Source organism: Pseudomonas sp. 30_B (assembly GCF_017491605.1).
GTDB lineage: Bacteria > Pseudomonadota > Gammaproteobacteria > Pseudomonadales > Pseudomonadaceae > Pseudomonas.
Genome location: NZ_JAFGYY010000015.1, coordinates 14,377 through 33,207 on the forward strand (window position 1 = coordinate 14,377; position 18,831 = coordinate 33,207).

19 protein-coding genes are annotated in these 18,831 nt (G+C 68.4%); 18 read left to right on the forward strand and 1 reads right to left on the reverse strand.

Annotated elements, in window-relative coordinates:
• The first annotated feature begins 52 nt into the window (after nucleotides 1–52).
• Nucleotides 53–496, forward strand: coding sequence for a nuclear transport factor 2 family protein (locus J5M67_RS17345; protein WP_207886576.1), 444 nt, complete (start codon nucleotides 53–55; stop codon nucleotides 494–496).
• Between the two features lie 741 nt (nucleotides 497–1,237).
• On the opposite strand, the gene J5M67_RS17350 is transcribed toward J5M67_RS17345, so the two are convergent.
• On the reverse strand, nucleotides 1,238–2,407 hold the full coding sequence (locus tag J5M67_RS17350) for a helix-turn-helix transcriptional regulator (RefSeq protein ID WP_207886577.1): 1,170 nt from the start codon (nucleotides 2,405–2,407) through the stop codon (nucleotides 1,238–1,240).
• Nucleotides 2,408–2,651: 244 nt separating this feature from the next.
• On the opposite strand from J5M67_RS17350, the gene J5M67_RS17355 reads away from it, so the two are divergent.
• From J5M67_RS17355 to J5M67_RS17435, 17 genes are all read left to right on the forward strand, one after another.
• Nucleotides 2,652–3,548 (forward strand): VOC family protein, encoded by an 897-nt coding sequence (locus J5M67_RS17355; protein WP_207886578.1) that lies wholly within the window; start codon nucleotides 2,652–2,654, stop codon nucleotides 3,546–3,548.
• A gap of 10 nt (nucleotides 3,549–3,558) precedes the next feature.
• Complete coding sequence (locus tag J5M67_RS17360; RefSeq protein ID WP_207886579.1) at nucleotides 3,559–4,440, forward strand: CoA transferase subunit A; 882 nt, start codon at nucleotides 3,559–3,561, stop codon at nucleotides 4,438–4,440.
• A 2-nt stretch (nucleotides 4,441–4,442) separates the two neighbouring features.
• The gene (locus J5M67_RS17365; RefSeq protein ID WP_207886580.1) at nucleotides 4,443–5,252 is read left to right on the forward strand and encodes a CoA-transferase subunit beta; all 810 of its coding nucleotides are present in this window, start codon (nucleotides 4,443–4,445) and stop codon (nucleotides 5,250–5,252) included.
• Nucleotides 5,253–5,254: 2 nt separating this feature from the next.
• Entirely contained in the window at nucleotides 5,255–6,118 is an 864-nt protein-coding gene (locus tag J5M67_RS17370; protein WP_207886581.1) for an enoyl-CoA hydratase, read from the forward strand.
• Nucleotides 6,115–7,215: a nitronate monooxygenase family protein gene (locus J5M67_RS17375; protein WP_207886582.1), complete on the forward strand. Its 1,101-nt coding sequence runs from the start codon at nucleotides 6,115–6,117 to the stop codon at nucleotides 7,213–7,215. Before J5M67_RS17370 ends, J5M67_RS17375 begins: the two co-directional genes overlap by 4 nt.
• Nucleotides 7,196–7,948: an enoyl-CoA hydratase family protein gene (locus J5M67_RS17380; protein WP_207886583.1), complete on the forward strand. Its 753-nt coding sequence runs from the start codon at nucleotides 7,196–7,198 to the stop codon at nucleotides 7,946–7,948. The genes J5M67_RS17375 and J5M67_RS17380 overlap by 20 nt, the downstream gene beginning before the upstream one ends.
• A 19-nt stretch (nucleotides 7,949–7,967) precedes the next feature.
• Entirely contained in the window at nucleotides 7,968–9,134 is a 1,167-nt protein-coding gene (locus tag J5M67_RS17385) for an acyl-CoA dehydrogenase (protein ID WP_207886584.1), read from the forward strand.
• An 11-nt stretch (nucleotides 9,135–9,145) separates the two neighbouring features.
• Nucleotides 9,146–10,207 carry an acyl-CoA dehydrogenase family protein gene (locus J5M67_RS17390; RefSeq protein ID WP_207886585.1) on the forward strand — a complete coding sequence of 354 codons (1,062 nt, stop codon included), beginning with the start codon at nucleotides 9,146–9,148 and terminating at the stop codon, nucleotides 10,205–10,207.
• Between the two features lie 10 nt (nucleotides 10,208–10,217).
• The gene (locus J5M67_RS17395) at nucleotides 10,218–11,366 is read left to right on the forward strand and encodes an acetyl-CoA C-acetyltransferase (protein WP_207886586.1); all 1,149 of its coding nucleotides are present in this window, start codon (nucleotides 10,218–10,220) and stop codon (nucleotides 11,364–11,366) included.
• 169 nt (nucleotides 11,367–11,535) lie between these two features.
• Entirely contained in the window at nucleotides 11,536–12,411 is an 876-nt protein-coding gene (locus tag J5M67_RS17400) for an SDR family oxidoreductase (protein WP_207886587.1), read from the forward strand.
• Nucleotides 12,412–12,743: 332 nt separating this feature from the next.
• Complete coding sequence (locus tag J5M67_RS17405) at nucleotides 12,744–13,910, forward strand: acyl-CoA dehydrogenase family protein (RefSeq protein WP_207886588.1); 1,167 nt, start codon at nucleotides 12,744–12,746, stop codon at nucleotides 13,908–13,910.
• Nucleotides 13,907–15,112, forward strand: coding sequence for an acyl-CoA dehydrogenase family protein (locus J5M67_RS17410; protein ID WP_207886589.1), 1,206 nt, complete (start codon nucleotides 13,907–13,909; stop codon nucleotides 15,110–15,112). Before J5M67_RS17405 ends, J5M67_RS17410 begins: the two co-directional genes overlap by 4 nt.
• Before the next feature lie 11 nt (nucleotides 15,113–15,123).
• A complete protein-coding gene (locus tag J5M67_RS17415; protein ID WP_207886590.1) occupies nucleotides 15,124–15,906 on the forward strand; it encodes an SDR family oxidoreductase in 783 nt (260 codons plus the stop codon).
• Between the two features lies 1 nt (nucleotide 15,907).
• The gene (locus J5M67_RS17420) at nucleotides 15,908–16,366 is read left to right on the forward strand and encodes a MaoC family dehydratase (RefSeq protein ID WP_207886591.1); all 459 of its coding nucleotides are present in this window, start codon (nucleotides 15,908–15,910) and stop codon (nucleotides 16,364–16,366) included.
• Between the two features lie 196 nt (nucleotides 16,367–16,562).
• A complete protein-coding gene (locus tag J5M67_RS17425) occupies nucleotides 16,563–17,765 on the forward strand; it encodes an acetyl-CoA C-acyltransferase (RefSeq protein ID WP_207886592.1) in 1,203 nt (400 codons plus the stop codon).
• A complete protein-coding gene (locus tag J5M67_RS17430) occupies nucleotides 17,762–18,148 on the forward strand; it encodes a nuclear transport factor 2 family protein (protein ID WP_207886683.1) in 387 nt (128 codons plus the stop codon). The genes J5M67_RS17425 and J5M67_RS17430 overlap by 4 nt, the downstream gene beginning before the upstream one ends.
• Nucleotides 18,145–18,579, forward strand: a complete 435-nt coding sequence (locus J5M67_RS17435) for a nuclear transport factor 2 family protein (protein WP_207886593.1) — start codon at nucleotides 18,145–18,147, stop codon at nucleotides 18,577–18,579. The genes J5M67_RS17430 and J5M67_RS17435 overlap by 4 nt, the downstream gene beginning before the upstream one ends.
• Nucleotides 18,580–18,831: the final 252 nt, after the last annotated feature.

An 18,831-nucleotide genomic window follows, 5' to 3' on the forward strand; every position in this document is an offset into this window, starting at 1 on the left:
CGCTGCTCCGGGGGTATCGCTCAGGTCGTGATTGAGCTCGGAGGAGGGTGACATGCTGTCCCTGCAGGAAATTTCGGATCGGCTGGAGATCCAGCAACTGGCGGTCGACTATTCCACGGCCATCGACAGTCGCGACTTCGATGCATTGGACCGGGTGTTCAGCACCGATGCCTACATCGACTACCGCGCCATGGGCGGCGTCGATGGGCATTACCCGGCGATGAAGGACTGGCTGCGCGAGGCGCTGGGCAATTTCCCGGCCTATCAGCACATGATTTCGAACGTCGCCATCCAGCTGGAGGGCGACCAGGCCAGCGGCCGCATCCTCTGCTTCAACCCGATGCAGGTGGACCTGGCCGATGGTACGCGGCAGACCTTCTTCCTCGGGCTCTGGTATCACGATCGCTATCGGCGGACCGCCGAAGGGTGGCGTATCGAGCGGCGCAGTGAGGAGAAGAGCTACGCGTTCAATGTGCCGGAGGGGTTGTCGGTCTGATTGCCGTACCCTCCCCGTAGGAGCGGACTTCGTCCGCGATGCTCTGGCTTTACGTAGGGCGAATAACGCTTCAAGCGTTATCCGCCGTCTTGTCTGGTGTTCCTGCGCCGCTTCGGCGTGCTCGGATGTCTTCTGTTTCGCCCCCTCGGGCGAGTTACTTTCTCAAACGACAGAAAGTAACCAAAGGTCTTTGCCCCATCATCCGGCCCCGGCTTCGCCGGGGTTCCCTCGCTCCATCGAAGTTTCAGGGGCCCGAACTAGGCGTCCCCCCACGAAGGGCCATCCCTGGCCCATCGCGACTCTCGCGGCATCCATGCCGCTCAACCCCTGAAACTCCGATTCCACTCGGCCTCCTGAAGGGGCGTCCGGAGTGCGCGGAGGTTTCTCTGGAAGTCTTCAAGAGCTAAAGCCAGAACAATGAGCGTGATGGGCTCCCGTAGGAGCAACTGTCTTTTTCCCGAAAGTCTGTGCTTGTGTTTCCCCTCACCCCAGCCCTCTCCCGAGGGAGAGGGGGGAGATTGTGCCGGCTGACGCTGTGATTGCAGCCTTCACCTGACGGTCCCCTCTCCCTCTGGGAGAGGGCTAGGGTGAGGGCCGATCCGAGCGCAGAGCCATCCGGTAGGAGCGGACCTTGTCCGCGAAATCCATCGCGGCGGAATTTGTGCAGACCGGAAGGCGCAGGTGCTTGCCGCCACCCTGTAGGACCGGTGGGTCGCCCGGTCCCTCGGATTGATCCATCCCTTACGCCAACGACGCCACACTATTGAGCAGCGTCTTCACCAGCTCCGCCTGCCGTGTCACGCCGGTCTTGGCGAACACGCCGCGCAGGTGGGCGCGCACGGTGTTGCGCGAGACGCCCAGGGCGTCGGCAGTTTCGTCCAGGGTCAGGCCGTCCATCATCTGCATCGCCACTTCGGTTTCCGTGCGGGTCAGCTGGAACAGGCTGCGCAGCAGGGTGCGCGAGGCGCGGGGGGAGTCGGCCGGGTTGCGGATGAACACCGCCACTGCCGGCTGGCGGGCGTCGCCGTGGCTTTCGTGGTTCAGCGCCAGGGGCCGCAGCAGCAGGTTCAACGGCATGCCGCCGCTGGGCCGGGACAGCGCCAGGACTTCCACATCGTCGACGTTTTCCCGCCGCTGCAGCAGCGCCTGGATGGCGGTCTGCAGGTTGCGGTTGTCCTGGCGGCCGAAGGCGTGCAGGCGTTCCTGCCGGCACTCCAGGCCGTCGCGGCTGTCGAGCAGGCGTTGCGCCGCGTCGTTGCAGCGCATCAGCCGGCCCTGGGTGTCGAGGATCGCGGTGCCCACCAGCAGGCGGTCGATGGTCAGGGCGTAGAGACGGCGCTCGGATTCCAGCTGGTCGACCGTCGAATGCAGGTCCACCGCCTGTTGCAGGTGCGGCAGCAGCAGCCGCACCAGGGCCCGTTCCGCTTCGTTGAAGTCCTCTCCGTCCGGCCCACGGCAGGCGAACAGCGCGCAATGCATGCCGCCCGGCGTGCGCATGTGGGCGACCAGCACGTAGCGCAGGTCCAGCGGCGCCAGGTACTGGCGGTAGAAGTCATGCGCCAGCCAGGCGTCGGTGCCGATCACCTGGTCGGCGCTGGCGACCTGGCCCACGGGCCAGTCGAGGAAGGGGCAAATGGCGTAGTAGTGCTCGCTGTACGACGGCTCGCCCGGTAGGTGCGGGCCGTGCACCGAGGCGTTGACGATCAGCCCCGGCCGTTGCTGCGCGGGGTTGCGCAGCACCAGGGTGAAGTAGCTGGCGCCGCAGCGCTGGCGCAGGTGTTCCAGCAGGCTCGCCCAGGGCGTGCTCTCCTGCGGGCCGCGGTAGACCAGGTGGAGCAGTTCGCCCAGGGCGGCGGCGTCGAGGCCGGCGCTGGCGCAGAGCGTCTGGCTGTCGGGGGTGGAAAGGGTCATCTGTGCAGTGCCCGTCCTTTATTGTCGTGGGCGGAGTATCGGTGCCGCCCGCGTCCGGCAAATCGTCCGTTCGGCCTAGGCAGCGACCTGCCCGTTCAGGTACCCCGTTTGCCCTGCAGCGCCCGCGCCATGCCCCTTTAGCGCTAGTCCCATTGGACGATGTTCGGCTTTGCCCGCGCTGTTTGAATCCTCATCACCAGCCATTCCGCCAGGCGGAGCGGCAATAACGATGAGGAGAGCACCCATGGATATCCGAGGACTGGGCTACGTGACCGTCCTGGCCAGCGATCTTTCGCGCTGGCGCAGCTACGCCAGCGACGTGCTGGGCATGATGGTGGACGACGCCGCGCCAGAAGGTGCGCTGTACCTGAAGATGGACGAGCGTCACTACCGCGTGCTGGTGCTGCAGGATGGGCGCGACGGCTACGGTGCCAGCGGCTGGGAAGTGGCCGGCAAGGCCGCCTTCGAGCAGGCCATCGCCGAGCTGGCCCGGGCCGATGTCGAGGTTGTCCGTGGCAGTGCCGCCGACTGTGCGGTGCGCAAGGTCCAGGAGCTGGCGCTGTTCCGCGATCCGGACGGCAACCGCCACGAGCTGTTCTGGGGTCCGTGCCAGGACTTCCGTCCGTTCGTCTCCCCGGCGGGTGTCAGCGGCTTCGTCACCGGCTCCATGGGCATGGGCCACGTGGTGCTGCCGGCGCCGGCCTTCGAGCGCTGCCGCGATTTCTACGAGCAGGTGATGGGCTTCGGCCTCTCCGACCTGATGAAGGTGCGTTTCACCCCCGATCCGCAGGAGCCGGAGAAGCGCATCCACTTCATGCACTGCAACAACGCCCGCCACCATTCCCTGGCGATCTTCGAGTGCCCGATCCCCAGCGGCTGCGTGCACATGATGCTGGAAACCGCCTCCCTCGACGACGTGGGCCGCGCCCTGGACCGCATGCACGCCAACGGCGTGAAGCTCTCGGCCACCCTCGGCAAGCACACCAACGACCACATGGTCTCGTTCTATATGCAGAGCCCCGGCGGCTTTGACATCGAATACGGCCACGGCGGCCTGGAAGTGGACTGGGAGGCGCACACGCCTTTCGAAAGCACCGTGGTCAGCCATTGGGGCCACGACTTCAGCGTCGGTCGCCAGTAAGGAGCGCAACATGGATAAACGCATGACGGCGGCCGAAATGGTCGCCCAGCTGCGCGACGGCATGACCATCGGTATCGGTGGCTGGGGCCCGCGCCGCAAACCCATGGCCCTGATCCGCGAGATCGTTCGGTCGGACCTCAAGGACCTCACCATCGTCGCCTACGGCGGCGCCGACGTCGGCATGCTCTGTGCCGCCGGCAAGGTGAAGAAACTGGTGTTCGCCTTCGTCTCGCTGGACTTCATCCCGCTCGAACCCTACTTCCGCAAGGCCCGCCAGGCCGGTGAGCTGGACGTGATGGAAATCGACGAGGGCATGATGCTGCTGGGCCTGCGCGCCGCGGCGATGAACGTGCCGTTCATTCCCACCGCCGTGGGCCTGGGCACCGACGTGCTCAAGCACAACCCGCAGATCAAGCTGGTCGCCTCGCCCTACGCCGACGGCCGCGACTGGGTCGCCATGCCGGCGCTGAAGCTGGACGCGGCGCTGGTCCACGTCGACCGTGCCGACGCCCGTGGCGTGTGCCAGATCGACGGACCGGACCACTACATGGACGACCTGTTCGTCCGCGCCGCGGCGAAGACCTTCGTCAGCTGCGACGAGCTGGTGGAGTCCGCGCACTTCCACGCCAACCCGCAGGCGGCGCGCAGCGTGTTCTGGGAGCGCAACCTCACCGACGGCGTGGTCCACGTCCCCGGTGGCGCTCACCCCAGTTCCTGCGCCCCGCTGTACGGCTTCGACGTGCCGCACTTCCAGCGCTACAACGCCTCCGTCCAGGAAGAGGACGGCTGGCAGCGCTACTACGACGAATTCATCCGCGACGGCGAAGCCGCCTACCTGGAAAAGGTCGGTGGGCTCGAGTCGCTCCGCAAGCTGCCCCTGCCGGTGTTCTGACCATGACTGACGCAACCGCTTCCTGCAGCCTCGCCGAGCTGTTGATCTGCGCCGCCAGCGAATGCTGGCGTGACGACGGCGAAGTGCTCGCCACCGGCATCGGCGTGGTCCCGCGCCTGGCCGCATCCCTGGCCATGCTGACCAGCAACCCGGACCTGCTGATGACCGATTCCGAGGCCTTCATGGTCGCCGAGCCGGTACCGCTGGGCGCCCGCAACGGCTACGTGCCGAAGTTCGACAGCTGGATGGGCTTCTCGCGCATCTTCGACAACGTCTGGGGCGGCCGTCGCCATGCGCTGGTCGGCCCGACCCAGATCGACCGCTTCGGCCAGGCCAACATTTCCTGCATCGGCGACTACGCCAAGCCCAAGGCGCAGATGCTCGGCGTGCGCGGCTTCCCGGGTAACTCCATCAGCCACGCCAACTCCTTCTTCGTGCCGTCGCACAGCCGTCGGGTATTCGTCGAAGGCGAGGTCGACATGGTCGCCTCGGTCGGCTACAACCCGGCGCGCCTGGCACGTGGCTGGTCGCTGGACGACATCGACATCCGCCTGATCGTCACCGACCTCTGCGTGCTCGACTTCGGCGGCCCGCAGCACCAGATGCGCGTTCGCTCACTGCATCCGGGCGTGGAGCTGGCGCAGGTGCTGGACAACACCAGCTTCGACCTGGCCCTGCCGGCGCAGATCCCGACCACGGCCATGCCCACGGCCGGGCAGCTGGCGATCCTGCAGCAGCTCGACCCGCACAACCTGCGTGCCCGCCAGCTCAAGGACAACCCGCCGGCGCTGCGCAGCGCCAAGGAAGCCTAGTCATGAGCGAAGTCGAAGAGGTCGTTCTCTACGAGGTGCAGGGCCCGGTGGCCCTGGTCACCATGAACCGTCCCGAGTACCACAACGCGCAGAACTCGAAGATGACCTACGCGCTGGACGCGGCCTTCCGCCGCGCCTGCGACGACGATTCGGTCAAGGTCATCGTCCTGCGCGGCGAGGGCAAGCACTTCTCCGCCGGCCACGACATCGGCACCCCGGGCCGCGACGTGAACGAAAGCTTCGACCGCGCGAGCCTGTGGTACGACCACGTGAACAAGCCGGGCGGCGAGTTCCTCTACGCCCGCGAGCAGGAGGTCTACCTGGGCATGTGCCGGCGCTGGCGCGAAATGCCCAAGCCGACCGTGGCCATGGTGCAGGGCGCCTGCATCGCCGGCGGGCTGATGCTGGCCTGGGTGTGCGACCTGATCGTCGCCAGCGAGGATGCCTACTTCCGCGACCCGGTGGTGCGCATGGGCATCCCCGGCGTCGAGTACTTCGCCCACGTGCATGAACTCAGCCCGCGCATCGCCAAGGAGTTCCTCTTCCTCGGCGAACGCCTGGGCGCCGACCGCGCCTGGCAACTGGGCATGGTCAACAAGGTGGTGCCGCGCGACGTGCTGCTGGACGTGACCCTGGACATGGCCCGCCGCGTGGCCGAGATGCCGCGCCTGGGCCTGCAGCTGGCCAAGCAGGCGGTGAACAACGCCGAGGACCTGATGGGCAAGCGCGCCACCATGGACATGGTGTTCGGCCTGCACCACTTCGCCCACGCCCACAACGAACTGGTCAGCGGCGACCGCCTGGGCGGCTACGATGCCCGCGCCATGGCCAGCTCGCAGCGCGAGCCGGTGGAGGGCGGCCGATGAGCCTGGACCTGAGCACCCGCGTTACCGAGCTGCTCGGCTGCCGCTACCCGATCATCCAGACCGCCATGGGCTGGGTGGCCGACCCGCGCCTGGTGGCGGCCACCGGCAATGCCGGCGCGTTCGGCTTCCTCGCCGGCGCCACCATCGAGCCGCACCAGATGGAAGCGGCGATCCTCGAAACAAAATCGCTGACCTCGGCGCCGTTCGGCGTCAACTTCCACATGTACCAGCCCAACGCCGCCGAGATCGTCGAGCTGGTGCTGCGCCACGGTGTTAAGGCGGTGAGCTACAGCCGCTCGCCGGGCAAGCAGATGGTCGCCCGGCTGAAAGAGGCCGGGGTGATCTGCATGCCCACCGTCGGCGCGCTCAAGCACGCGCAGAAGGCCGTGGAGATGGGCGCCGACATCGTCACCGTGCAAGGCGGGGAGGGCGGCGGTCACACCGGCTCGGTGCCCACCTCGTTGCTGCTGGCCCAGGTGCGCGAAGCCGTGCAGGTGCCGGTCGTCGCCGCCGGTGGCTTCCATGACGGCGCCGGTCTCGTGGCCGCGCTGGCCCTGGGCGCCGAAGGCGTGGCCATGGGCACGCGCTTTTTGATGAGCCAGGAAAGCCCGGTGCCGGACGCCACCCTGGCGCGCTACCTGGGCGTGAAGGACCCGGCCAAGGTGATCGTCAGCCGCGCGCTCGACGGCCTGCCGCAGCGGATGATCCGCAACGAATTGCTCGACGCCCTGGAGGCTGCCGGCCCCTGGCGTCGCCTGGGCCTCGCCGTGCAGTGCGCGCTGGCCTACCGCCGCCATTCCGGCATCAGCATCGGGCAGATGCTCCAGGCCCTGCGCAACCGGGGCGAGCTGACCCTTTCCCAGGCGTTGCTGGCCGCCAATGCGCCCATGGTGATCCAGAAGGCCATGGTCGACGGTCAGCCCGAAGACGGCGTGCTGCCGGCCGGCCAGGTCGCCGCGCTGCTCGGCAGCCGCTCGCCGTGCGCCGAGATCATCCAGAACATCGTCACCCAGGCCGAGGCCCGGCTCACCGAGCTGGCCCGCCGGGTGGAACCGCAACAGACCCAGGAGAGCCTCCATGCAGCCGTTTCGCGTTGAGATCAACGAGTACATCGCCGAGATGGTGTTCGACCGTCCGCCGGTGAACGCCTTCAACTGCGCCGGCTGGGCGGCCATCGCCGCCGAGCTGGAACGCCTGGGCCGCGACGACGCGGTGCGGGTCATCGTCATCCGCGCCGAGGGCCGGGGCTTCTGCGCAGGCGTCGACATCAAGGAACTGGCCGCCGACGGCAACCTGATCGTCGCGGTGAACAAGGGCAACTACGACAGCTTCAAGGCCGTGCACCGCAATCCCAAGCCGGTGATCGCCGCCGTGCATGGCTTCGTCCTCGGCGGCGGCATCGGCCTCTGTGGCGCGGCGGACATCGTCGTCGCCAGCGAATGCGCGACCTTCGGCGTGCCCGAGGTGGACCGTGGCGCCATGGGCGGCGGCGCCCACCTGCAGCGCCTGTTCCCGGTGCAGAAGGTGCGCCACATGTACTTCACCGGCGAGCCCATCGACGCCTACGAAGCCTACCGCCTGGGCGCGGTGGAGCGCGTGGTGCCGCGCGACAAGCTGCGCGACGCGGCCCTGGACGTGGCGCGCAAGATCGCTGCCAAGAGCCCGGCGATGATCGCCCTGGCCAAGGAAGCGCTGACCGGCATCGAGGACGGCAACCTCGAAGACAAATACCGCTGGGAGCAGGGCTTCACCCTCGAAGCCTACCGCTCGCTGGATTCCCAGGAAGCGCGCGACTCCTTCGTCGAGAAGCGCGAAGCGCAATTCAACTGATCAACCACAGGCACAGCCCATGGACCTTAACTACAACAAAGAGCAACAGGCCTTCCGCGAGGAAGTCCGCGCCTGGCTGGCGGCCAATGTGCCGAAGAATCCCTTGCCCTCGTACGACACCGAAGAGGGTTTCCGCCTGCACCGCGAGTGGGAAGCTCGCCTGCATGACGGCCACTGGGGCATGGTGACCTGGCCGGAAGCCTACGGCGGCCGCGGCTGCGACCTGATCCAGTGGCTGATCTTCGAGGAAGAGTACTACCGCGCCGGCGCTCCCGGCCGGGTCAACCAGAACGGCATCTTCCTGCTCGGCCCGACCCTCATGGAATTCGGCACCGAGGCGCAGAAGGCGCGCTTCCTGCCGCGCATGGCGCGTGGCCAGGACGTCTGGGCCCAGGGCTGGTCCGAACCGGGCGCCGGCTCCGACATGGCGGCCATCCGCTCCCGCGCCGAGCGCGTCGGCGACCACTACGTGATCAACGGCCAGAAGACCTGGTCGACCCGCGCGGTGTGGGCCGACTGGCTGTTCGGCATGTTCCGCACCGACCCGGCGTCGAGCCGCCACCACGGCCTGACCTTCATCCTGGTGCCGCTGAACTCGCCGGGCATCACCGTCCGCCCGATCGCCCAGCTCGACGGCCTGCCGGGCTTCGCCGAGATCTTCTTCGACGACGTCAAGGTGCCGGTGGAGAACGTCCTGGGTGGCGAAGGGCAGGGCTGGCACGTGGCGATGTCCACCGCCGGCTTCGAGCGCGGGCTGATGCTGCGTTCCCCGGCGCGCTTCCAGGAAACCGCGCGGCGCCTGCTGCAGCTGTACCTGGAGAACCGCGAAGCCGCCGACCGCGACCCTGCCATCGGCGAAGCGGTGATGCGCGCCTGGCTGGATGCCGAGGCCTACACCCTGAGCACCTACATGACCGCCTCGCGCCTGCAGCAGGGCGGCCGCATCGGCCCGGAATCCTCGACCAACAAGATCTTCTGGTCGGAGCTGGACCAGCGCATGCACGACACCGCCCTGAGCATCCTCGGCGCCCGCGCCGAACTGCTGCCCGAAGCGCCGCTGGCGGGCGAGGTCGGCCGCTGGCTGGACGGCTTCCTGTTCTCCCTGGCCGGCCCGATCTACGCCGGCACCAACGAAATCCAGCGCAACATCATCGCCGAACGCATGCTCGGCATGCCGCGCGCCTGAGGACCGGGACCATGGACTTCACTTTCAACGACGACCAGCTGAGCTTCCACGACAGCGTGCGCGCCTTCCTCACCAACCAGGTGACCCCCGAGCGCCTGCGCGAACTGTGGGACAGCGAGAGCGGCCGCAGCGACGAACTCTGGGCGCAGCTCGCCGAGCTGGGCCTGACCGCCCTGAACCTGCCGGAAAACTACGGCGGCTTGGGCCTGGACGAAACCGACTGGATGCTGCCGGCCCAGGAATGCGGCTACGCCGCCCTGGCCGAGCCGCTGCTGGACACCGTACTGGTGGGCGCACCGCTGCTGGCGGCCCTGGGCGCCGAGCACGAAGCGCTCAAGGCCGAGTGGCTGGGCCGCATCGCCGCCGGCGAGGCACGCCTGGCGGTCGGACACCCGGACAACCTGCTGGTGGCCGACGCCCACGTCGCCGACCTGCTGATCCTCGGCAGCCGCGACGACATCCACGCGGTCCCCCGTGAGGCCGTGCAGCTCACCCGCAACCCGGCGCTGGACCCGTCGCGCCATCTGTACAGCGTGACCTGGACGCCCAGCGACGCCACCCGCGTAGCCAGCGGCGATGCGGCCTGCAGCCTGTGGAGCGTCGCCTTCGAGCGTGGCGCCCTGGCCTGCGCCGCGCAGCAGCTGGGTCTGGCCCGGCGCATGGTGGACCTGGCGGTGGACTACAGCTTCGAACGCAAGCAGTTCGGCAAGCCGATCGGCAGCTTCCAGGCGGTCAAGCACCTGATGGCCAACGTCGCGGTGCTCATCGAGTTCGCCAAGGCGCCGCTGTACCGCGCCGCGCAGTCCCTTGCGCAGGGTCATCCGCAGGCCGCGCTGCACGTGTCCCAGGCGGCCCTGGCGTGCTCCGAGGCCTCCCAGCTGGCGGCCAAGAACGCCATCCAGGTGCACGGCGCCATGGGGTACACCTGGGAAGTCGACCTGCAGCTCTACATGAAACGCGCCTGGGCCCTGGACAAGGTCTGGGGCGACCGCAGCCTGCACAAGGCGCGGCTGTGCCAGGCGCTGTTCGGCGGGGCGGTCAGCGCCGGCGCCGGCCACACCTTCGCTCTTTGAGGAATTTGAAATGGCAGAAGCCTACATAGTCGACGCCCTGCGCACGCCCACCGGCAAGCGCAAGGGTGGTCTGTCGCAGATCCACGCTGCCGACCTGGGCGCCCATGTGCTGCGCGAACTGGTGCAGCGCAACGGCATCCCGGATGCGGACTACGACGACGTCATCTTCGGCTGCGTCGACACCATCGGCCCGCTGGCCGGCGACATCGCCCGCACCGCCTGGCTGGCCGCCGGCCTCGACCAGGGCGTGCCCGGCACCACCATCGACCGCCAGTGCGGCTCCTCGCAGCAGGCCGTGCACTTCGCCGCCCAGGCGGTGATGAGCGGCACCCAGGACGTGGTGATCGCCGGTGGCGTGCAGACCATGACGCAGATCCCGATCTCCTCGGCCATGACCGCCGCCGAGCCGCTGGGCTTCACCGATCCCTTCAGCGGCTCCGAAGGCTGGGTGAAGCGCTACGGTTCCACGCCGCCGAGCCAGTTCCGTTCGGCGCAGATGATCGCCGAGAAGTGGCAGCTCAGCCGCGAAGCGCTGGAAGCCTACTCGCTGGAATCGCACCGCCGCGCGCTGCGCGCCATCGAGGCCGGCCACTTCGCCCGCGAGATCGTCCCGCTGGCCGGTGTGCAGCATGACGAGACGCCGCGCCAGACCAGCCTGGAAAAAATGGCCGAGCTGGAAGCGCTGTTCGGCTGCGACCGCGTCACCGCTGGCGTATCCAGCCAGACCTGCGACGCCGCCAGCGCCATGTTGATCGTCTCCGAGCGCGCCCTGAAGCGTTACAACCTGACGCCGCGTGCGCGCATCCACCACATCAGCGTGCGCGCCGACGACCCGGTATGGATGCTCACCGCACCGATCCCGGCCACCGAGTACGCGCTGAAGAAGGCCGGCATGCGCTTGGACGATATCGACCGGGTGGAGATCAACGAAGCCTTCGCTTCGGTGGTCATGGCCTGGCTGCAGGAAACCGGCTACCCGCACGAACGCACCAACGTTCATGGCGGCGCCATCGCCCTCGGCCACCCGTTGGGCGCCACCGGCACCCGCCTGATGACCACGCTGCTCCATGAGCTGGAACGCAGCGGAGGCCGCTATGGCCTGCAGACCATGTGCGAAGGCGGCGGGCAGGCCAACGTGACGATTATCGAGCGTCTCTGACACCGTTGTAGGAGCGGGCCATGCCCGCGAACAGCGCCTGTAAGGCGCTCCTTTCCGCGGCGCCGATGTATTGACGCCGCCGGCCCTGCCGGCGGATCGCGGGCATGGCCCGCTCCTACAGGCGGGCGCTGCCCGCGACTCTCTCGAAACTGATTGACCGGAGAACCCCATGTCCATCTGCAAAGACCGCGTCGTGATCATCACCGGCGCCGGCGGCGGCCTCGGTCGCGCCTATGCCCTGGCCCTGGCCGCCGAAGGCGCCAAGGTCGTGGTCAACGACATCAACCGCGAAGCCGTTGCCGGCGTGGTCGCCCTGATCCGTGACCAGGGTGGCCAGGCCATCGGCGACAGCCACGACATCACCAGCTACGGCGAAGCCGGCGAGATCGTCCGCGCCGCCATCGACGCCTTCGGCGACCTGCACGCCGTGGTCAACAACGCCGGCATCTGCCGCGACCGCATGTTCGCCAGCCTCACCGAGGCCGACTGGGACGCGGTGATGTCGGTGCACCTCAAGGGCCACTTCTGCATTGCCAGCCATGCCGTGCACCACTGGCGCGACCAGGCCAAGGCCGGCGTGAAAGTGCAGGCGCGCATCATCAACACCAGCTCCGGCGCCGGCCTGCAGGGCTCCATCGGCCAGTCCAACTACTCGGCGGCCAAGGGCGGCATCGCCTCCCTGACCCTGGTACAGGCGGCGGAACTGGCGCGCTACGGCATCACCGCCAACGCCCTGGCTCCTGCCGCGCGCACCGGCATGACCGAGCAGGTGTTCGCCGAGGTGATGAAGAAGCCCGAAGACGGCTTCGACCACTTCGCCCCGGAAAACGTCGCGCCGCTGGTGGCCTGGCTGGTATCCGAGGACTCCCAGCACGTCACCGGCCGCCTGTTCGAGGTGGAAGGCGGCAAGCTCTCCATCGGCGACGGCTGGCGCCGCGGCCCGGAACGCGACAAGGGCGCGCGCTGGCTGCCGGCAGAGGTTGGCGGCGTGGTGGCGGAACTGATCGAACGCGCCGTGCCGGCACAGAAGGTCTACGGCACCTGACGGAGCCAACGCTCTTCGTAGGACCGAGGGGGGGCGCCTAGCTCTTGCTCGCGAACCAATCCCCGCTGCGGGGCCGTTCGCGAGCAAGCTCGCTCCTACAGGGTGGATACCGAGCCTGAGGCGCTCTTGTAGGAGCGCGCCATGCGCGCGATTCGCGGGCATGGCCCGCTCCTACAGGGGGATTCCGGCGTCCGTCGAGCGCACCGAACGGTTTTCGCGCCCGCAGTCTTTTCGCTCCAACTTCATCGCTTCCCCCACGTCCATTCGGACGATTCCCGCTCGACCATCTCCCGCCAGACTGCCCTGCATCTGAACCCACAGGGCCGCTTCCCATGGAATTCGCCTTCACCGACGAGCAGGAGATGATCCGCGACAGCGCGGAAAGCTTCCTCGCCGATGCTTCACCCTCCAGCGCCGTGCGCGCGGCCATGGCCGCCGGCGGTCATGACCTGGCGCTCTGGCAGCGCATTCGCGATGAACTCGGCTGGCAGGCGCTGCTGGTGCCCGAGGCCCACGGCGGCCTGGGCCTGGGCTTCGTCGAGCTGGCCATCGTGCAGGAGCAGCTGGGCCGCCGCCTGGCGTCGCTGCCGTTCTTCGCCAGCACCCTGGCCGTGTGCGCCCTGCGTGTGCTCGGCAACGAGGAACAGCAGGCACGCTGGCTGCCCGGCCTGGCCGAAGGCAGTCTCACCGCCACCCTGGCCCTCGGCGCCCAAGGCGTGCCGGAGGCAAACGCGGTCCAGGTGCAGGTACGCCCGGAAGGCGACGGCTTCGTCCTCGACGGCCGTCTGCGTCCGGTGCTCGACGGCCACAGCGCCGACCTGCTGCTGATCCCCGCGCGCCTGGCCGGCAGCCAGGGCGAGGAGGGCGTCTGCCTGTTCGCCGTGCCCGCAGACAGCGAAGGCCTGCAACGCCGCGCATTGCCGACCCTGGACCAGACCCGCCAACTGGCCGAGGTCGAGCTGAACGGTCTCTACCTGCCCGCCGAGGCCCTGCTGGGTGCGGCGGGCCGCGCCTGGCCGGCGCTGGACAAGGTGCTGCAACTGGCCGCCGTGACCCTGGCCGCCGAGCAGGTCGGCGGCGCCCAGCAGGCGCTCGACCTGACCGTTGCCTACACCCAGGAACGCCGCCAGTTCGGCCGTCCGGTGGGCAGCTTTCAGGCGCTCAAGCACCGCATGGCGGACATGATGCTGCAGGTGGAATGCGCGCGCTCCGCGCTCTACTACGCCGCCTGCGTGGCCCAGGAAGCGCTGGACGGGCAGGGTGACACCACGCTGGCCGCCGAGCTGCCGCTGGCCGCCGCGCTGGCCAAGTCCCAGGCCTCGGAAGCCTTCTTCCACGGCGCCGCCGAGTCGATCCAGCTGCACGGCGGGGTCGGCTTCACCTGGGAATACGACCCGCACCTGTATTTCAAGCGCGCCCGCGCCAGCGAAAGCCTGTTCGGCACGCCGGCCTGGCACCGCGAGCGCATCGCCGCCGCCATCCTGGAGGAACGCCCATGAAGATCGGATTCGACGCCGCCGACGAGGCCTTCCGCGCCGAAGTCGCCCAGTGGCTGGCGGACAACCTGCGTGGCGAGTTCGAGCCGCTGCGCTTCCGTGGAGGTCCGGGCGACGAGCACAGCTTCCCCGAGGAACGCAAAGCCTGGGAGCGCAAGCTCGCCGAAGGCGGCTGGACCTGCGTGGGCTGGGCGAAAGAACATGGCGGGCGAGGCCTGTCGATCAACCAGCAGGTGATCTTCCACGAGGAATACGCCCGCGCCGGCGGCCCCGGCCGCATGGGACACATCGGCGAGGGCCTGGCCGGTCCGACCATCGCCGCCTTCGGCACCGAGGAGCAGAAGCGCCGCCTGCTGCCGGGCATCGTCAGCGGTCGCGAGTTCTGGTGCCAGGGTTACTCCGAGCCGGGCGCCGGCTCCGACCTGGCCGCCGTGAAGACCCGCGCCACCTTCGATGCCGAGCGCAACGTCTGGCGCATCAACGGGCAGAAGGTGTGGACCTCGCTGGCCCATGAATCCGACTGGTGCTTCGTCATTGCCCGCAGCGAGCCGGGCAGCGTCGGCCACCATGGCCTGGCCTTCCTGCTGGTGCCGATGAACCAGCCGGGCATCACCGTGCGGCCCATCGAGCAGCTCACCGGCACCTCCGAATTCAACGAGGTGTTCTTCGACGACGCCGAGACCGCTGCCGAGAACCTGCTCGGCGCGCCGGGCGACGGCTGGAAGATCGCCATGGCGCTGCTGGGCTTCGAGCGCGGCGTGTCCACGCTCGGCCAGCAGATGCAGTTCCAGAACGAACTGGACGAGATCATCCGCATCGCCCGCGCCAACGGCGCCGCCCGCGACCCGCTGCTGCGCCAGCGCCTCGCCGAGGCCTGGGGCGGGCTCAAGGTGCTGCGCTACAACTCGCTGCGCATGCTCTCCGGTGGCCAGGACAGCGGCCTGCGCCGCGAAGCGCTGATCTACAAGCTGTGCTGGTCCGACTGGCACGCGCGCCTGGGCAAGCTGGCGATGGACGTGCTCGGCGCCGAGGCGGAAATCCTCGACGGCGGCCCGTATCAGCTGAGCCGCCTGCAGGGCCTGTTCCTGTTCAGCCGCTCCGACACCATCTACGGCGGCAGCAACGAGATCCAGCGCAACCTCATCGCCGAGCGCGCCCTCGGCCTGCCCAAAGAACCCAAGGCGCCCCGCCAGGGCCCGCAGTAAGGAGACTCACCATGCTCAAACCCGAATACGTATCCGGCCGCGGCCTGCTGCGCGGCAAATCGGTGCTGATCACCGCCGCTGCGGGCGCCGGCATCGGCTTCTCCGCCGCCCTGCGCGCCGCCGAGGAAGGCTGCCGCGCGCTGATGATCAGCGACATCCATGAAGGCCGCCTGAACGAAGCCGTCGAGCGCATCCGCCAGGCCTGCGGGCTGCAGGCGGTGTACGGGCAGGTCTGCAACGTCACCAACGAGGAGCAGGTACGCGCCCTGGTGGCCGCCGCCGAGGAACGCCTGGGCGGTGTCGACGTGCTGATCAACAACGCCGGCCTGGGTGGCTCGCGCTCGCTGGTGGAGATGGTCGACGAGGAGTGGAACCGCGTTCTCGACGTCACCCTCACCGGCACCATGCGCATGACCCGCGCCATGCTGCCGTACATGATGGAGCGCCGCGCCGGCGCCATCGTCAACAACGCCTCGGTGCTCGGCTGGCGCGCGCAGAAGGAGCAGAGCCACTACGCCGCGGCCAAGGCCGGGGTGATGGCGCTGACCCGCTGCGCCGCCGTGGAAGCGGCCGAGCACGGCATCCGCATCAACGCGGTGAGCCCGAGCATTGCCCTGCACGACTTCCTGCGCAAATCCGCGCCGCAGGAACTGCTGGACAAGCTGGCCGCCAACGAGGCCTTCGGCCGCGCCGCCGAGGTCTGGGAAATCGCCAACGTGATGATGTTCCTGGCCAGCGACTACAGCTCCTACATGACCGGCGAAGTGCTGTCGGTCTCCAGCCAGAGGGCCTGACATGGCGCGCATCTTCGAGCATCCGGAAGAACTGCTGGGCTGCGTCGGCGAGGTTCTCGGCGAGAGCGAATGGATCACCGTCGAGCAGTCGCGCATCGACCAGTTCGCCGAGGCCACCGGGGATCACCAGTGGATTCACGTCGATCCGGTTCGCGCGGCGAGCGGCCCGTACGGCACCTGCATCGCCCACGGTTATCTGACGCTGTCGCTGGTCAACCTGTTCCTGCCGCAGATCGTCGAGGTGCGCGGCATTTCCATGGGCGTGAACTACGGCTGTGACCGCGTGCGCTTCCCCAACGTAGTCAAGGCCGGCGCCCGCGTGCGCGGCCGCGCCGAACTGGTCGCCGCCGAGGCGGTGAAGGGCGGCGTTCAGTCCACCGTGCGCGTCAGCGTCGAGATCGAGGGCGAAGACCGCCCCGGCTGTGTGGTGGACACCATCAGTCGTTACTTTCCCGTTTGAAGAGCTACCCACTTTGAAGAGCTACCCCGCATAAGCGGCTCTTCGTAGGAGCGAGCTTGCTCGCGAACCGGCCTCGCAGTGAGGCGGTTCGCGAGGCCGAATCCGTTCCCGACGGATTTCGGCATTCCCCACATCCATGTGGGTCGCAAGCTCGCTCCTACAGGGCGCCAACCCAGTACTTCCGAAGGAACCCATCATGAGAGAAGCCGTAATCGTCTCCACCGCCCGTACCGCCATCGGCAAGGCCTTCCGTGGCGCCTTCAACGACACCGAGGCCCCCGCCATGGGCGGCGCCGTGGTGGCCGAGGTGGTCCGTCGCGCCGGCATTGAGCCGGGCGAAGTGGAGGACGTCATCATCGGTGCCGCCGCGCAGCAGGGCACCCAGGCCTACAACCTCGGCCGCCTCTGCGCCATCGCCGGCGGCCTGCCGTCGAGCGTCGCCGGCATGGCCATGGAGCGCCAGTGCGCCTCCGGCCTGATGAGCATCGCCACCGCCGCCAAGTCGATCGCCTGCAACGAGCTGGACATCGCCGTGGCCGGTGGCCTGGAGTCCATCTCCCTGGTGCAGAACAAGCACAAGAACGCCTACCGCAACCAGTCGCAGGCCGTGCTGGAGCGCGACCCGGCGGCGTACATCCCGATGATCGAGACCGCCGAGATCGTCGCCGCCCGCTACAACATCAGTCGCGAAGCCCAGGACGCCTACTCCCTGCTTAGCCAGCAGCGCACCGCCGCCGCGCAGAGCAGTGGCCTGTTCGCCGACGAGATCCTGCCGATGCGCGCACAGCGCCTGGTGGTGGACAAGGCCACCGGCGAGAGCCGCCACGAATCCGTGCTGATCGAGCGCGACGAATGCAACCGCGCCGACACCACCCTGGCCAGTCTCGCCGCGCTGGAGCCGGTCTGGCAGGGTGGCCAGTGGAGTGGAGCGGGGCGCTTCATCACCGCTGGCAACGCCTCGCAACTGTCCGACGGCGCCTCGGCGTCGCTGCTGATGGAGGCCCGCGAAGCCGAACGCCGTGGCCTGCAACCGCTGGGCATCTACCGTGGCCTGGCAGTGGCCGGCTGCAACGCCGACGAGATGGGCATCGGCCCGGTCTTCGCGGTGCCCAAGCTGCTCAAGCGCCACGGCCTGAAGGTGGACGACATCGGCCTGTGGGAGATCAACGAAGCCTTCGCCTGCCAGGTGCTGTTCTGCCAGGACAAGCTGGGCATCCCTGACGAGCGCCTGAACGTCAACGGCGGCGCCATCGCCATCGGCCATCCGTTCGGCATGTCCGGCGCGCGCATGGCTGGCCACGCGCTGCTGGAAGGCCGTCGCCGTGGCGTGCGCTACGTGGTGGTGAGCATGTGCATCGGTGGCGGCATGGGCGCGGCCGCGCTGTTCGAGGTGGCCTGATGGACGCTCAGCTGATCCGCCGGCGCATGGCGCGCTACGTGGAGCTGGTGGATGCCGGCGACATCGACGGCATCCTCTCGCTCTACGCCGATGACGCGGTGGTCGAGGACCCGGTGGGCGCCAAGCCCCTGGTCGGGATCGAGGCCATCGCGCGTTTCTACCACGAGGGCCTGGGCCGCGCCGAGGCCAGCGCCCAGCTCACCGGGCCGGTGCGGGTCACCGGCAACGGCTGCGGCGCCATGCCGTTCCGTGTCGACCTGAACTGGAACGGCGCGCCGTGCAGCCTGCACGTGATCGACGTGATGGAGTTCGACGAACAGGGCCGCATCCGTTCGATGAAGGCCTACTGGGGTGACCTCAACGTGGAACGGAGACCGGAATGAACCTGGAACAACGAATCGAGCGCCTGGAGGCGCTCGAAGCCATCCGCCAGCTCAAGCACCGCTACCTCAATGCCTGCGACCTGAAGGACGTGGAGGCGATCCGCGCCTGCTTCGTCTCGGGCGAGGTACTGATCGACTACGGCCCGCTGGGTGTGTTCCGCGACCGCGAGCCGTTCCTGGCGCTTTACCGGGAGCTGGCCTGTGTGCCGCGGGTGATCGACCTGCACCACGCGGCCAATCCGGAGATCGAGCTGGAGGATGCCGACAACGCCAGCGCGCGCTGGGCGCTGCATTACCAGAACCGTGACGGCGAAACGGGAGCGACCCGGCAACTGGGTGGCTTCTACCAGGACCGCTACCGACGCGTGGACGGCCAGTGGCGGATCGTCGAGACGACCTTCCGTGGGCATTTCGAGGTGGCGCGGGACTGAGCACCTGCATGCTCTTCGTAGGAGCGAGCTTGCTCGCGAACCCATGCCTTGAAGCGGGGTTTGTTCGCGAGCAAGCTCGCTCCTACAAGGATGCTCCGCCCCCGCGCGCAGGGTTCCTCGCGTAGGGCGTATAACCGTTCGCGGTTATACGCCGATACACCCAACTCATCGTCAACTCCGCGATTGAGCGGGGCGCCCGTAGGAGCGGACTCCGTCCGCGATGGCATCCGGCGCGATGCGGACCGATCGCGG